At 70.8% G+C, this 13,758-nt stretch carries 13 protein-coding genes and 2 pseudogenes; 7 read left to right on the forward strand and 8 right to left on the reverse strand.

The annotated features are described in order from the left end of the window. Positions 1-71: 71 nt before the first annotated feature. Positions 72-473, forward strand: coding sequence for a MarR family winged helix-turn-helix transcriptional regulator (locus GA0115254_RS42345; RefSeq protein ID WP_093900569.1), 402 nt, complete (start codon positions 72-74; stop codon positions 471-473). Positions 474-509: 36 nt separating this feature from the next. Here GA0115254_RS42345 and GA0115254_RS42350 read toward each other — a convergent pair whose 3' ends face one another. The 3 genes and pseudogenes from GA0115254_RS42350 to GA0115254_RS42360 form a co-directional block, all read right to left on the reverse strand. Then, positions 510-1,265 (reverse strand): maleylpyruvate isomerase family mycothiol-dependent enzyme, encoded by a 756-nt coding sequence (locus GA0115254_RS42350; protein ID WP_093900570.1) that lies wholly within the window; start codon positions 1,263-1,265, stop codon positions 510-512. 21 nt (positions 1,266-1,286) lie between these two features. After that, positions 1,287-1,655 (reverse strand): SCO4225 family membrane protein, encoded by a 369-nt coding sequence (locus tag GA0115254_RS42355; protein ID WP_093900571.1) that lies wholly within the window; start codon positions 1,653-1,655, stop codon positions 1,287-1,289. Positions 1,656-1,736: 81 nt separating this feature from the next. Then, positions 1,737-2,950: pseudogene (locus tag GA0115254_RS42360) on the reverse strand (MFS transporter). A 121-nt stretch (positions 2,951-3,071) separates the two neighbouring features. Between GA0115254_RS42360 and GA0115254_RS42365 the strand changes: the two are divergent. Together GA0115254_RS42365 and GA0115254_RS48090 are read left to right on the forward strand one after the other, a co-directional pair. Then, entirely contained in the window at positions 3,072-4,286 is a 1,215-nt protein-coding gene (locus GA0115254_RS42365) for an ROK family protein (protein ID WP_093900573.1), read from the forward strand. A gap of 35 nt (positions 4,287-4,321) precedes the next feature. Further along, positions 4,322-4,528, forward strand: a pseudogene (locus tag GA0115254_RS48090) (helix-turn-helix domain-containing protein); the annotation flags it as partial. Positions 4,529-4,682: 154 nt separating this feature from the next. Here the strand turns inward: GA0115254_RS48090 and GA0115254_RS42380 are convergent. Next, complete coding sequence (locus GA0115254_RS42380; protein ID WP_093900574.1) at positions 4,683-5,252, reverse strand: TetR/AcrR family transcriptional regulator; 570 nt, start codon at positions 5,250-5,252, stop codon at positions 4,683-4,685. A gap of 202 nt (positions 5,253-5,454) precedes the next feature. Here GA0115254_RS42380 and GA0115254_RS42385 point away from each other — a divergent pair, with 202 nt between their 5' ends. The 3 genes from GA0115254_RS42385 to GA0115254_RS42395 are packed head-to-tail and all read left to right on the forward strand — an operon-like array spanning position 5,455 to position 9,108. Continuing rightward, positions 5,455-5,745 (forward strand): SHOCT domain-containing protein, encoded by a 291-nt coding sequence (locus GA0115254_RS42385; RefSeq protein ID WP_093900627.1) that lies wholly within the window; start codon positions 5,455-5,457, stop codon positions 5,743-5,745. After that, positions 5,742-6,533 carry an ABC transporter ATP-binding protein gene (locus GA0115254_RS42390; protein ID WP_093900575.1) on the forward strand — a complete coding sequence of 264 codons (792 nt, stop codon included), beginning with the start codon at positions 5,742-5,744 and terminating at the stop codon, positions 6,531-6,533. The genes GA0115254_RS42385 and GA0115254_RS42390 overlap by 4 nt, the downstream gene beginning before the upstream one ends. Before the next feature lie 4 nt (positions 6,534-6,537). Beyond that, positions 6,538-9,108, forward strand: coding sequence for an ABC transporter permease (locus GA0115254_RS42395; protein ID WP_093900576.1), 2,571 nt, complete (start codon positions 6,538-6,540; stop codon positions 9,106-9,108). Between the two features lie 63 nt (positions 9,109-9,171). Here GA0115254_RS42395 and GA0115254_RS42400 read toward each other — a convergent pair whose 3' ends face one another. Continuing rightward, positions 9,172-9,693 (reverse strand): ATP-binding protein, encoded by a 522-nt coding sequence (locus GA0115254_RS42400; RefSeq protein ID WP_176740527.1) that lies wholly within the window; start codon positions 9,691-9,693, stop codon positions 9,172-9,174. 183 nt (positions 9,694-9,876) lie between these two features. After that, entirely contained in the window at positions 9,877-10,194 is a 318-nt protein-coding gene (locus tag GA0115254_RS42405) for a hypothetical protein (protein WP_093900577.1), read from the reverse strand. A gap of 208 nt (positions 10,195-10,402) precedes the next feature. Here GA0115254_RS42405 and GA0115254_RS42410 point away from each other — a divergent pair, with 208 nt between their 5' ends. After that, positions 10,403-11,536 (forward strand): PLP-dependent cysteine synthase family protein, encoded by a 1,134-nt coding sequence (locus GA0115254_RS42410; RefSeq protein ID WP_093900578.1) that lies wholly within the window; start codon positions 10,403-10,405, stop codon positions 11,534-11,536. Between the two features lie 39 nt (positions 11,537-11,575). On the opposite strand, the gene GA0115254_RS42415 is transcribed toward GA0115254_RS42410, so the two are convergent. Next, positions 11,576-12,055, reverse strand: a complete 480-nt coding sequence (locus GA0115254_RS42415; RefSeq protein ID WP_093900579.1) for an SRPBCC family protein — start codon at positions 12,053-12,055, stop codon at positions 11,576-11,578. A 100-nt stretch (positions 12,056-12,155) separates the two neighbouring features. Further along, positions 12,156-13,652, reverse strand: coding sequence for an SDR family oxidoreductase (locus GA0115254_RS42420; protein ID WP_256103107.1), 1,497 nt, complete (start codon positions 13,650-13,652; stop codon positions 12,156-12,158). Positions 13,653-13,758 lie beyond the last annotated feature (106 nt).

Raw genomic sequence — 13,758 nt, forward strand, 5'->3', positions numbered from 1 at the left:
GCATATGCATTGAATGCAAGTGCATTTAATTACGATGCAACAAATGGCCTCGCCTCTGCTAACGTGCGGTCATGGCAGCGAACAAGTCCGAGCGGGTGCTCGTCGACGAGTGGCGGGACATCCTCGCGCTGCATGCCAGGACGCTCTGTGAGCTCGACCGCGAGCTGCACCAACACGGTCTCGGCGCCAGCGATTTCGAGGTGCTCGACGTCCTCGCGGAGGGCGCGGGGGAGGACGGCGGCTCCGCCTGTCGTGTACAGGAACTTGCTTCCCGGGTCCATCTCAGCCAGAGCGCGCTGTCCCGTCTGGTCGCTCGCCTGGAGAAGGACGACCTCGTGCGCCGCGGGATGTGCAGCGAGGACCGGCGAGGTGTCCGGGTCGAGCTGACGGCGAAGGGCCGGGCACGGCACGCCGAGGTGAAGCCGTTGCAGAGGTCGGTGCTCGCCCGCATGCTGAACGAACCGAGGCGCTGAGTGCCCCGTCGCGCGATGCCCCGCTCCGGCCTGCTGTCAGGACCAGGTGACTCCGGAGTTCTCGCACCAGAGCCGGGCCGGCTCCGGGTCACCCGTCAGTGTGATCGCCGTGAGCGGCAGCCGGTTCCACAGCAACAGATAGAGCTGCTCGGCCGTCGCGCTCAACTCGCAGTCCGCAGAGCCCTCTTCCCGTGCCGCTGCATGCCGTACGGCCTGCGGCGGTTCCGACGAGAGCCGCACGGTCCAGATGGCGTCCGTGTCGGTGGCCCGCACCCGCAGGGAACGCGGCGTTTCCGTACGCACTCTGCTCTTCGGGCGGGCATGGAACCCGCGCAGCAGCTCGTCGATTCCGTCCACCGCGTGATCGGCCGCCAATGGCGACAGCCGCCCACCGCGTGCCGACTCCGCGTCCACCCGGTGAATCGTGGTCTCGTGCGCCTGTCGTCGGGCCCAGAAGGCCAGTGGCGACGGCGCGGGCATGAAGGTCCAGCACTCCAGTCCGGCCGGCGCGGCCGCCAGCGCGTCGACCAGGAGGCCGTGGCCCTCGCGGAACCAGTCGAGCAGCCCGGGCCCGTCCAGATCCGGTTCCCCGCCGTCCGGGTGGTACGACGTGTGGCCCTCGACGACGAACGCGGTCGCCCAGCGGTGCACCATCCCGGTGTGCCGGAGCAGATCGCGCACCTGCCAGCCCGGACAGGTCGGCACCGGTGCCCCGGGTCCCGCCTCCTGCGCCGCGGTCGCCAGCAGCTGTCCCTCGACGGTCAGGGACTTGATGTGGGCCGTGATCTCCATGGCCCCGATTGTGCCGGCGGTTCAGGTTCCCCGGGGGTGGGCGGTGAGAGTCCGGCTGCCGTCGCGCAGCAGCCGGACGAACCAGCCGAGGGCGAGTGACTGCAGCAGCACGGACACCACCGGGGCGAGGCAGACGAACCATGCGGGTCCGGCTGCCTCCGCGCCCCACCTCGCGCCGCCGATGAAGAAGACGAATGCGGTGGGCGCCGCAAGGAGGAACAGCCGGACCCCGGCGAGCGAAGCGTCCTCGCGGGTGACGAACAGGGTGTCCACGGTGACGAACACCGAGGCCGTCAGGACGAGGCCGAGGCAGATCAGCGAGGCGGCATTGCCGAAGGTCAGCCGCGCGAGCGTGCGGACGTGCCGCTTGTCGACGACCGGCTTGTTCATGGTCCGCTCCCCGTGGATGGATGACACTTCCCTCGTGTCTCCGGGGAGCTGTCCCTGCCCGAGTACGGGCCACTCAATCGCTCATGTGTGCGCCGCGTTGCGTGCCCCGTACCCCAGTGCCGCGGCCGCGGCGGCCAACAGCGCCACCGTGGTGAGGGCCAGGGGGAGGGAGAACCAGTCGGCCAGGAAGCCGATCGCGGGCGGCCCGAGCAGCATCCCGCCGTAGCCGAGCGTGGACGCGGCGGCCACTCCGCCGGGCCCGGCCAGTTCCCCGGCCCGGCCGACCGCGACGGGGAAGATATTGGCCAGACCGAGACCGGTGACGGCGAAACCGAGGAGCGCCAGCCAGGCGGTCGGGGCGAGTGAGCCGAGCAGCATCCCGGCGGTGGCCGTCGCACCGCCCGCGACGAGGGTCCGGGTCTGGCCGAGCCGTTCGAGCAGTGCCGTGCCGCTGAGCCGGCCGGCCGTCATGGCCAGTGCGAACAGGGAGTATCCGGCGGCGGCGATGCCCGGGTGGGCGTGCAGGTCCTGTTCCAGATGGAGGGCGCCCCAGTCGGCCAGCGCGCCTTCGCCGTACGCGGTGCAGAGCGCGATCACACCGAACAGGAGGACCATGCGGCGGGCCCGCCCGGCCGGTCGCCGCGACTTCTCGGCGTCGTCGGCCGTGGATGCGGGCTTCGGCGCGGGTTGGCGCAGCAGCACCGGTCCGACCGCCGCGGTGACCAGGAGCCCGATCCCGGTGAGGACGAAGAGATGCACGGCGGGGGAGAGGCTGCCCGCGACCAGTCCGCCGAGCCCGGCACCGACCATTCCGCCGAGGCTGAACGCGGCGTGGAAGCTGGGCATCACGGGACGTCGCAGGGCAGCGACCAGGTCGACCGCCGCGCTGTTCATCGCCACGTTCATCCCGCCGTACGCGGCGCCGAAGACCAGCAGTACCAGGCCGAGTGCGAGCGCCGAACGCGTCTGCGCGGGCAGGGCGATGCTCAGGGCGAGCAGAACACCGCAGACCACGGTCACCGGATGGCTGCCGAAGCGCCGGCACAGCCGGCCCGTGAGCGTCATGGTCACCACGGCCCCGGCGGATACGCCGAGCAGAGCGAGGCCCAGGGTGGAGGCCGAGGCGCCGGTCTGATGCTTGATGGCCGGAATGCGGACCACCCAGCCGGCGAAGAGGAAGCCGTCGAGGGCGAAGAACACGGTCAGCGCGGTACGGAGGCGGGCCGGCGAAGGTGGAGCGGCGTTTCCGCCCGGTCCCCCGGTAGGGCCGTCCGCAGTTTGTTTAGTTGCGGCACAAACTCAGCATAGGGGCGCCGGGACAGCGGGCGCAACATGGTCGCCCGCCGCGGCCGCGCGCGGTACAAGCACGCCGCCGGGGCATCGGCGGCACCCGCGGATCATGGGAGACTCGCCCCCATGAATGGCAAGGTGACCACCACCCGGACAAAGTTGGAGAGGGGCCGCAGCGCGCTCGGACCCGCGCTGGAACTGGTCCACACCGGACGCGCGCCCACCCGTGCCGTCCTCACCTCCGAGCTCGGGGTCACCCGGGCGACAGCCGGTGCGGTCGCCGCGGAACTGGAGGCACTCGGCCTGATCCGGGTCGACTCCCGGCCGGGCTCCGCCGCCGGCTCGCAGGGCCGCCCCTCGCACCGGCTGGCCATCCGGGAGTCCGGGCCCGTCGCCATCGCCGCGCAGGTGCACGCCGACGGCTTCCGGGCCGCGCTCGTCGGGCTCGGCGGACGGATCGTCGCCACCGCCCCCGGCTGTGTCACCGTCACGGCGGACCCCGCCCAGGTCATCGGCGAAGTGGTCGACGACTGTGCCCGGCTGCTGCGGGACAGCGGACTGCGCTGTGTCGGTGCGGGCCTCGCGGTGCCGTCCGCGGTCGCCGAACCGGAGGGCACCGCGCTCAACCCGCTGCACATCGCCTGGCCGGCGGGCGCCCCGGTGCGAGAGATCTTCACCACCTGCGTACGGGAAGCGGGCATTCCCGGACCCGCGTTCACCGGGAACGACGTCAACCTCGCCGCGCTCGCCGAACACCGGCACGGTGCTGGGCGCGGTGCCCAGCATCTGCTCTGTGTGGCCACCGGTCACCGGGGCGTGGGCGGTGCCCTGGTCCTCGACGGCCGTCTGCACACCGGGAGTTCGGGACTCGCGCTGGAGGTCGGCCATCTCACGGTGAACCCCGAGGGCCGTCCGTGCCACTGTGGCGGACGCGGCTGCCTCGACGTCGAGACCGACCCGCTGGCCTTCCTCATCGCCGCCCGTCGCGAACCCGGTCCGGAGGAGTCGCTGCTCAAGCAGGCCGGCGATCTGCTGCGCACGGAGTACGAGGACGCGGCGGTGCGGGGCGCGGCCGAGGAGCTGATCGACCGGCTCGGCCTCGGGCTCGCCGGACTGGTCAACATCCTCAACCCCGATCGCATCATCCTCGGCGGACTGCACCGCGCACTGCTCGACGCGGATCCCGAGCGGCTGCGTGCGGTGGTGGCCGACCGCAGCCTGTGGGGGCGCAGCGGCAGTGTGCCCATCCTGCCGTGCACGCTCGACCACAACAGCCTGGTGGGGGCGGCGGAACTGGCCTGGCAGCCGGTGCTGGACGATCCGCTGGCCGCGCTTGCGTGACGGGGGCCTCGGGCGGCCGCACCGTCCTCAACCGTCGGACGGGACCGAAGGCGTCCATCCGGCAGATCGCCGCAGAGCTCGGCCGCAGCCCTTCCACCATCAGCCGGGAGATACGCCGCAACCGGCGCCCCATGCCCAAGGGCGGCTTTGCCCACCAGCCGTTTCACGCTCACCGTCGCGCCGAAAGGCGGCTACCTCGGCCGAAGCGAGGCAAGATCGGCCAGAACGCCGAGCTGCGGGACTTGCGAAGTGGACGCTGAGCATCCGTAGCCTGGAGGGAGCCCGGGGTGCCACGATCTCGTCGAGCCGGACGGTGCCGTTGAAATGCGCGGCGGGCCCGGCGGAGGTGTCGGGACGGTTCCTCGTGAGGTGCATGTGTGGTGTGCTCCTCGAGTGTCAGACGGCGCTGTCACCGGGGGCGAGCAGCGAGAGCAGTCCGCGCGCGCCCGCGTCGAAGGAGTCCGTCGAACCGGAGGCGCGGGCCAGCACATAGCCGCCCTGCACCGTCGCGACGATCGTCGCCGCGACGTCCTCGGGAACCAGGGGACGGGTGAACTCTCCCTGGTCCAGGCCCTCCTGGACGATCTCGGCGAGCCTGCCGCGCAGCCAGCCGATCGTCTCGTCGACCGGTGCACGCAACTCGTCACTGGCGATGACATCCGGATCCATCGTCAGTCGGCCCACCGGGCAGCCGCGCAGCACATCGCGCTCGCGCAGGAGGTATGCCGAGATCCGCTCGTACGCCGTTCCCGGGCCGCCGAACAACTGCCCGGACGTCTCGCGCATCTGCGAGGCCGTGCGACGGATCGCCGTGAGCGCCAGATCGGGTTTGCCCGCGAAGTGGTGGTACATGCTGCCCTGACCCGCGCCCGCCTGCTGCTGGATGGCCTTGGGACTGGTGCCTACATAGCCCCGCTCCCACAGGAGCTCCTGGGCGGCTTCGATCAGACGGTCCGGAGCGCTCATGAATCGACTGTACCTACTAGTAGGTACAGGATCCAGGTGATGCCGGCCCGCCGACGGGAGCAGCCGCAGATCAGCCACGTACTCCCGAGGGGGTACGCGTACGGCCGCTGGCCGTACGACGACTCGGACCCCCTTCCGGGGCCAGGCTCGGAATCGTCAGGAAAACCTGAACGCGAACCCTGAACCGAGGGAGTTGACCGAGATGAACACCCTGGCGTACAGCGGTGGACCCGGACCCTGGATCCTCCTCTTCCCGCTCTTCTGGACGGCCGTCGTGATCGGCGGCGTCACCCTGCTGCGCCGTACCGTCCGGCGCGGCCGAGGAGGCCCCTGGCAGGCCCGTACCACCCAGGAAGCACCCGCCGAAGGGTCACCGATCACCCTGCTCGGCCGCCGCTTCGCGGCCGGAGAGGTCGACGAGGACGAGTACTGGCGCCGGCTCTCCGTACTCGACGAACAGTTCGGCCGCGGCAGGAAGGGAGGAGTGGCATGACCACCACCGTCCCCACCTCCGAGCCCACCCCCACGTCCACCTCTGCCGCCTCCGCTGCCCGGGTCGTCGATGCCGTGAAGCTCTACGGCACCGGCGAAACCCGGGTCAGGGCCCTCGACCGGGTGAGCGTAGATTTCCCGGCCGGCCGCTTCACCGCGATCATGGGACCCTCCGGATCCGGCAAATCCACCCTGATGCACTGCGCGGCGGGACTCGACACCCTCACCTCCGGCTCCGCCTTCATCGGCGACACCGACATCAGTGCCCTCGACGACCGCAGGCTCACCCTGCTGCGCCGGCGGCGCATCGGCTTCGTCTTCCAGTCCTTCAACCTGCTGCCGACGCTCACCGTCGCCGAGAACATCACCCTCCCGCTGGATCTCGCCGGGGAGCGACCCGACCCGGAGTGGCTCGACGCACTCGTCGACACCGTCGGACTGCGGGACCGGCTGCACCACCGGCCCGGCGAACTGTCCGGCGGACAGCAGCAGCGGGTGGCGGTGGCGCGGGCCTTCGCGGGCAGTCCCGATGTCGTCTTCGCCGACGAACCGACCGGCAACCTCGACTCCCGCGCCGGCCAGGAGGTGCTCTGGCTGCTCGGCCGGACCGTCCGGCAGACCGCCCGCACGGTCGTCATGGTCACCCACGACCCGGTCGCCGCCGCCCACGCCGACGAGGTCGTCTTCCTCGCCGACGGCAGGCTCGTCGACCGGATGCCCGATCCCACGGCGGAGCGCGTGCTCGACCGCTTCAAGTCCTTCGCCCCCCACCCGTCACGCAGGCGGTGACGACATGACCAGCACCCGGGCCTCCGTACGCCTGAGCATCTCCTCACTCCGCGCCCACAAGCGCCGCTTCGCCGGTACGTTCGTCGCCGTCCTGCTCGGCGTCGCGTTCCTCACCGGGACGCTCGTCATGGGCGACACCCTCCGCGCGAGCTTCGACACCCTGTTCGGCAACGCCACCGCCGGTACCGACGCCGTCGTGCGCAGCTCCAACGTGGTCACGGTCCCCGGCGAGTCCCAGGGCACCCGGCAGCCGGTGAGCACCGCACTCGTGAAGAGGATCGAGCAGGTCCCCGGTGTCGCCGCGGCGGCCCCCGACATCCAGGGCGCCGGCCAGCTCATCGGTTCCGACGGAAAACCCATCGGCGGTCAGGGGCCGCCCACCCTCGCCGGCAACTGGATCGACGACCCGCAGCTCAATCCGTACCGGCTCGCCGCCGGACGCGCCCCGTCCGCGCCCGGTGAGGTCGTCATCAACCGCGGCACCGCCGACCGGGGCGGGCTCGGGATCGGCGACACGACCGTGCTGCGCACCCCCGACCCCGTGCACGTCACGATCGTCGGGCTGGCCACCTTCGGCGGCCAGGACGGCATGGGCCAGGTCACCTACACCGCTATGACGCAGGCCGATGCCGAGAAGTACCTCACGCCGAAGCCCGGCGAGGCATCGACCATCCAGGTGCGCGCAGGCCCCGGCACCAGCCAGCAGCATCTCGTGGACGCACTGCGCCCTGTACTCCCCAAGGACGTCGAGGCCATCACCGGACAGGCATCGGCCGCCGAGAACCGGGACATGATCTCCGGTGCCTTCCTCAGCGTGTTCACCACGCTGCTGCTGGTGTTCTCCGGGATCGTGCTGCTGGTCGCCACCTTCTCCATCCACAACACTTTCGCGATCGTCGTCGCCCAGCGGACCCGCGAGAACGCCCTGTTGCGCGCCCTCGGCGCCTCCCGCAGGCAGGTCGTCGGCTCGACCCTCGTCGAGGCGGCCGCGGTCGGTGTGATCGCCTCCGCCGCCGGTCTGGCCGGTGGCATCGGCATCGCCGCCGGACTGCAGGCGCTCTTCCCCGCCGTCGGATTCCCGTTTCCCGAGGGAGCGCTGGTGATCAGCGCCGTCTCCCTGCTGCTGCCGCTCGCCGTCGGTGTCCTCGTCTGCCTCGGCTCCGCCCTCGTGCCCGCCGTCCGGGCCGGACGCACCGCTCCGCTCGCCGCCCTGCGCGAGAGCGCTGTCGACGACTCCGCGGCGTCCCGGGCACGTGCCCTCGCCGGGCTCGTGCTGCTGGTGGCCTCCCTCGGCACCATCCTCACCGGTGCCCTGGCCGATGTGTCCGTCCGGCTGTCGGCCGCCGGCGCGGTGTCGGCACTCGCCGCGTTCGTGGTGCTCGGACCGGTCGCCTCCTCGTACGCCGTTCGGATCCTCGGCGCCCCGCTCGACCGGTTGCGCGGTGTCACGGGCCGACTGGCCCGGCGCAATGCCCTGCGCAGCCCCCGGCGGACCGCATCCACCGCGACCGCACTGATGATCGGCGTCGCCGTGGTCTCCCTCTTCACCGTCTTCGGCGCCTCCCTGAAGGCGACCATGAACCAGACGGTCGACCGCTCCTTCGCGGGAGATGTCGCCATCAGCGCTCCCACCTTCGGGGCGGGCGGCAGCGGCCTCAGCCCCCGGCTGGCCCCGGCCGTCGACCGGCTGCCGGAGGTCGCGACCGCCGTCGGTCTCGGCAAGGGGGTCGCGGAGGTCGACGGTGCGGGACGCGCGCTGACCGTCACCGACCCGGCCGCACTCGGCCGGGTCCTCGACCTCGGCCGGGTCGACGGATCGCTGAAGGGGCTGGGCGCGAACGGGATCGCCGTGTCCGACACCGAGGCCGGCAAGCGCGGTCTGCACACCGGCTCCACCGCACGGCTCACGTTCACCGACGGCACGCAGCAGAACTTCACGGTCCGTGCCGTCTACGGCCGGTCGGAACTGGCGGGCGACTACGTCATCACCCGCCTGGCCTGGGCCCCGCATCGTGCACAGGACTCCGACTCGCTGATCGCCGTCGCCTTCAAGCCCGGTGTCACCACCGCCGACGGCAGAGCGGCGGTCGCGAAGACCGCGGCGGCGTACGGCAACCCGGACGTACAGACCCGCAGCGAGTACGCGCAGTCCTCGGCCGGCGGCATCGACATGATGCTCACACTGGTCTACGCCCTGCTCGCACTCGCCGTACTGATCGCGCTGCTGGGCATCGCCAACACACTGACCCTGGCGCTTCACGAACGCACCAGGGAACTGGGCCTGTTGCGGGCCGTCGGACAGACCAGGAGACAGCTGCGGTCCATGGTCCGCTGGGAATCCGTACTGGTCGCGGCGTTCGGCACGGCGGGCGGCCTGTTGCTCGGCGGCGTCCTCGGCTGGATGCTGGTCAAGGCATCCGCGGGCACAGGCGAAACCGCCTTCGCCTTCGTGCTGCCGCCACTGCGGCTCCTGGTGGTGGCCCTTGTGGGAATCACCGCCGGGGCACTGGCGGGCTGGCGCCCCGCCCGTCGGGCGGCGCGGCTGGACGTGCTCCGCGCGATCGCCGCCGAATAGCGCGACAGCGGAAAGTGGAGCGGGGCACCGGACGGTGCCCCGCTCCACTTTCCGTCGGTGCTGCTAGCCGACCACCGACGACCGCGCGACGGAGGGCGTCCGGCCGTCCAGGTACGTCACGGCGTCCGGCTCGAAAGGGCCGTCGGTGGTTGCCCCGTACACCGCGTGCAGCGGTAGTGCGGTGAACAGGGAAGGCGCCGGAAGAGTGAACCAGACAACCTTCCCGGCCCCGCCCCTCGGGCAGACCCCCCAGCTCTCGCTGACCGCGGCGATCAGCGCGAGCCCGCGCCCCGACGTACTGGACGCAGAGGCCTCGCGCACGGTCGGCAGCCGTGGGTCGTGGTCGTGGACGGACACCGTCAGGCGTTCGAGCAGCAACTCGATCTCGACGGTGCATGACTTGTCCGGCTGGGCATGCCGGTGGACATTGGTCAGCAGTTCGGTGACGCCGAGCGCCGCATGGTCGATCAGAGGATCGAGATGCCAGTAGCGCAGTTGCGCCGAAACGATTCTGCGGACCTGACCGATCCGCGACGGCAGGGCCTGGAGCTCCACCGTGCAGTGCCTGCTCGGCTCGCTGATCACGGCTGCGACTCCCCGAAATAGGTCCGGAAGAAGACGAAGGAACGATCCAGCAGATGACTGGCTGCTGATTCAGCTCCGGCGGTGCGGATCACAATGTCACCGCCGGTAAACCATGAGTGACGTGTGACCAATGTCGCTCAGGGGGCACGGCTCCGCAACTCGCGGTGTACCGGAGGCGCCCTGTCAGATCATCCGGCCGCCCGCACTGCGCAGCGTCTCGAGAAATCTGTGGGCCGGCCCGGCCTTGTCCGGACCGTGATTGCGCTGCCCCATCGTCAGTCGGTACCGCGTCCCGTTGAGGCGCGCCACGGCCGCACCGGCTCCGGCGAACCATGGCCTGCCCGCGCTCACCGCCCCCACCGGGGCGCTGTCGATCTCCCGGCCGTAACTGGTCAGCAGAGCCAGTCTGCCGTCCTTGACGATCACCTGTCCCGCCCGCGTGAGTGAACGGGCCCACCGCTCGATCCTTACCCCCGTCGCACTGAACTCCGTTTCCGGCATGACTGCTTCGCCCCCTTCGTAACGCTTCTGATGGGCAGTCTGCACAAGCCGGGGCCGACGCGCCAGGCTGCGTCCCGGGTCGATGTCGCAGCTGCCCCGCCCGCCAACGCCAAGGCAGGGCTATGGACCATCAAAGCGAACGTTTGTGCAGGTGGACGGAATATCGTTGACGGTGGAGAGTGGCGGCGACACGAGGAGGAACGCGCTGATGGGCACCACAATGCACAGAGATGACGGCCGGGCCACGGCGACCATCGACATCGACCGCTCCGACCCCGAGTACCGGGCCTGGCTCAAGGAAGCCGTACGCAAGGTCCAGGCCGACGCCAATCGCTCCGCCGACACCCATCTGCTGCGCTTCCCGCTGCCCGAGGCATGGGGCATCGACCTCTATCTCAAGGATGAGTCGACGCACCCCACCGGCAGCCTCAAGCATCGGCTGGCCCGCTCGCTCTTCCTCTACGGGCTCTGCAACGGCTGGATCCGGCCGGGCAAGCCGGTGATCGAGGCGTCCAGCGGTTCGACGGCCGTCTCGGAGGCGTACTTCGCCAAGCTGATCGGTGTGCCGTTCATCGCCGTGATGCCCCGCACCACCAGCCCCGAGAAGTGCCGCCTGATCGAATTCCACGGCGGCCGCTGCCACTTCGTCGACGATTCACGGAAGCTGTACGAGGAGTCCGCCGAGCTCGCCGCCGATAGCGGCGGCCACTACATGGACCAGTTCACCTACGCCGAACGGGCCACCGACTGGCGCGGGAACAACAACATCGCCGAGTCGATCTACCAGCAGCTGGGGCTGGAGCGCTACCCGGAGCCGACGTGGATCGTGGCCACGGCCGGAACCGGTGGCACCTCGGCCACCATCGCCCGCTACGTGCACTACATGCAGTTCGACACCCGGATCTGTGTGCCCGACCCGGAGAACTCCTGCTTCTTCGACGGCTGGACCCACCACAACCCCCTGGCCACCAGTGACTGCGGTTCCCGGATCGAGGGCATCGGCAGGCCCCGGATGGAGCCGAGCTTTGTGCCCGGGGCCATCGACCGCATGATGAAGGTGCCGGACGCAGCCAGTGTCGCGGCTGTGCGCGCCCTGGAAAAGGCCATCGGCCGGAAGGCGGGCGGCTCCACCGGCACCGGACTGTGGAGCGCGTTCAAACTGGTCGCCGAAATGGTCGAGCAGGGCAGCACCGGCAGCATCGTCACCCTGATCTGCGACCCGGGCGACCGTTACCTCGACAAGTACTACTCCGACAGCTGGCTCGCCGAACAGGGCCTGGACATCGCCCCGTACACGGAAACCATCGACTCCTTCCTGGCCGACGGCAACTGGCCCGGATAGCCCGGACGGAACGCGGCGCACCCGGGTCCGCGGCCGCTCTCAGGCCGCGGGCCCGGCCAGCCGCCTGTCGAGATTGCGTACCGCGTCCCGGAAAGCCCGGCCCACCCCCGACCGGCCCAGCCGCAGCGCGAACCGGAAGGGTGCGGAACCGTCCGCGGCGAACGTCCACCGCACCCGCGTCCCGGTCCCGGCCGGGGTGAGCCGCCACTCCTCCAACAGGGCCCGCAGGCCAGGGGCGTTCGACTCGTCGACCCGGTAGACGTACCGCTCGCCGGGTGCCGCCGCGATGATCGTCTCGCGCAACACCGTGCCGCCCTTGAGCCGGACCTCGCGACCTGCGCCGTCCTCGGTGGGCCGGGCCGCAGTCACCGAGGTGAACCAGCTGGGCCAGCCCGCCACATCATCGGTGAGCGCACGGTAGACCACCTCGGGAGGCGCTGACACCTCGGCGGCGAAAACCAGTCGCAGCGGAGCGGATTCGACGAAGTCGAGGTCGACGGAACGGAGTCGGCGTGGCACGGATCGCACCTCCCATGAGGTCGGCGGCGGGCGGGGTAGCGCACCATAGCTGGCGCATCGTCAGATGTCCCTGCTCGAAAGGGTGTTACGCGGCAGAGTGCTACGGGACCGCTCGTGCGGCTGCGGTGATGTTGCGGGCCATACCGCCGAACACCACCGAGTGGAACGGCCACACGCTCCACCAGTAGGCGTGGCCCAGCAGTCCGTGCGGATGGAACAGCGCCCGTTGTCGATAGACCGTCCGCCCCTGCTCGTTCTGGTCCACCGACAGTTCGAGCCAGGCCGGACCGGGCAGCCGCATCTCCGCGCGCAGCCGCAGCAGCTCACCCGGAACGATCTCCTCCACACGCCAGAAGTCCAATGAGTCGCCCACCCGCAGCCGCTGCGCGTCCCGCCGCCCGCGCCGCAGCCCGACGCCACCGATGATCCGGTCGAGCCATCCCCTCACGGCCCAGGCCAGCGGGAAGGAGTACCAGCCGTTCTCGCCCCCGATGCCCTCGATCACCCGCCACAGCGCGTCCGGCGCCACCGGCACCGTGAGTTCCCGTTCGTCGCTGTAGAGACTGCCGCCGGACCAGTCGGGGTCGGTGGGCAACGGGTCACTGGGGGCACCGGGCACCGCCGCGGACGACCAGCGGGTGTCGACCCGGGCATCCTTGATCCGCTGGAGCGCCAGCCGCAGCGCCTGATCGAAGCCGATGGTGCCGTCGGCCGGATCGGGTACGTACCGGGCGATGTCGCGCTCGTGGCAGACCACCTCGTGGCGCAGCGACTGAGCCAGCGGACGGGCGATGGAGGGCGGCACCGGGGTCACCAGGCCGATCCAGAGACTGGAGAGTCCCGGGGTGAGCACCGGCACGGGGAGGATCACCCGGTGCGGCAGCCCGGCGACCGCGGCGTACCGCTGCATCATGTCCCGGTACGTCATGACGTCCGGGCCGCCGATGTCGAACGTACGGTTCACGTCGGCCGGCAGCTGGGCGCATCCGACGAGATACCGCACCACGTCCCGTACCGCGATCGGCTGGATCGATGTGCGCACCCAACTCGGGGTGATCATCACCGGAAGCCGTTCGGTGAGATGACGCAGGATCTCGAACGATGCCGAGCCCGATCCGATGATGACCGCAGCCCGCAGGACGGCCGTCGGTACCCCGGAATCCAGCAGAATGCGCCCCACCTCGGCCCGCGACCGCAGATGCGGTGACAGTTCCCGTTCAGGCACCCCGGCCGGAGTGAGCCCGCCGAGGTAGACGATCCGGCCGACCCCCGCCGCCCGTGCCTGCTCACCGAAGATTCGGGCCGCCTCGCGGTCCGTCTCCTCGAATCCGGGTCCGGAGCCGAGCGCGTGCACCAGGTAGTACGCCACATCCATGTCCCGCATCGCCGCCCGCACGGAGGCGGCGTCGGAGACATCGCCCTCGACCACCTCGACCCGTTCCGCCCACGGGTGGTCACGCAGTTTCCGCGGGGTCCTGGCCAGTGCGCGCACCTGGTGGCCGGCGTCGAGGAGTGCGGGCACCAGTCTGCCGCCGATATACCCGGAAGCACCGGTCACCAGACAACGCGGCTGCGCACCACCGGAGGATTCGCTCACCCGCCCGAGTCTTCCACCGGACCGCCGCACGGGGCCCGGTGGAGCACTCCGAACGGCGGCACCCGGGTACCCGGGCCCACCGCACCGCCACCGGCCCCGCGCAACC

It is taken from the genome of Streptomyces sp. Ncost-T10-10d, from assembly GCF_900091955.1.
Lineage (GTDB): Bacteria > Actinomycetota > Actinomycetes > Streptomycetales > Streptomycetaceae > Streptomyces.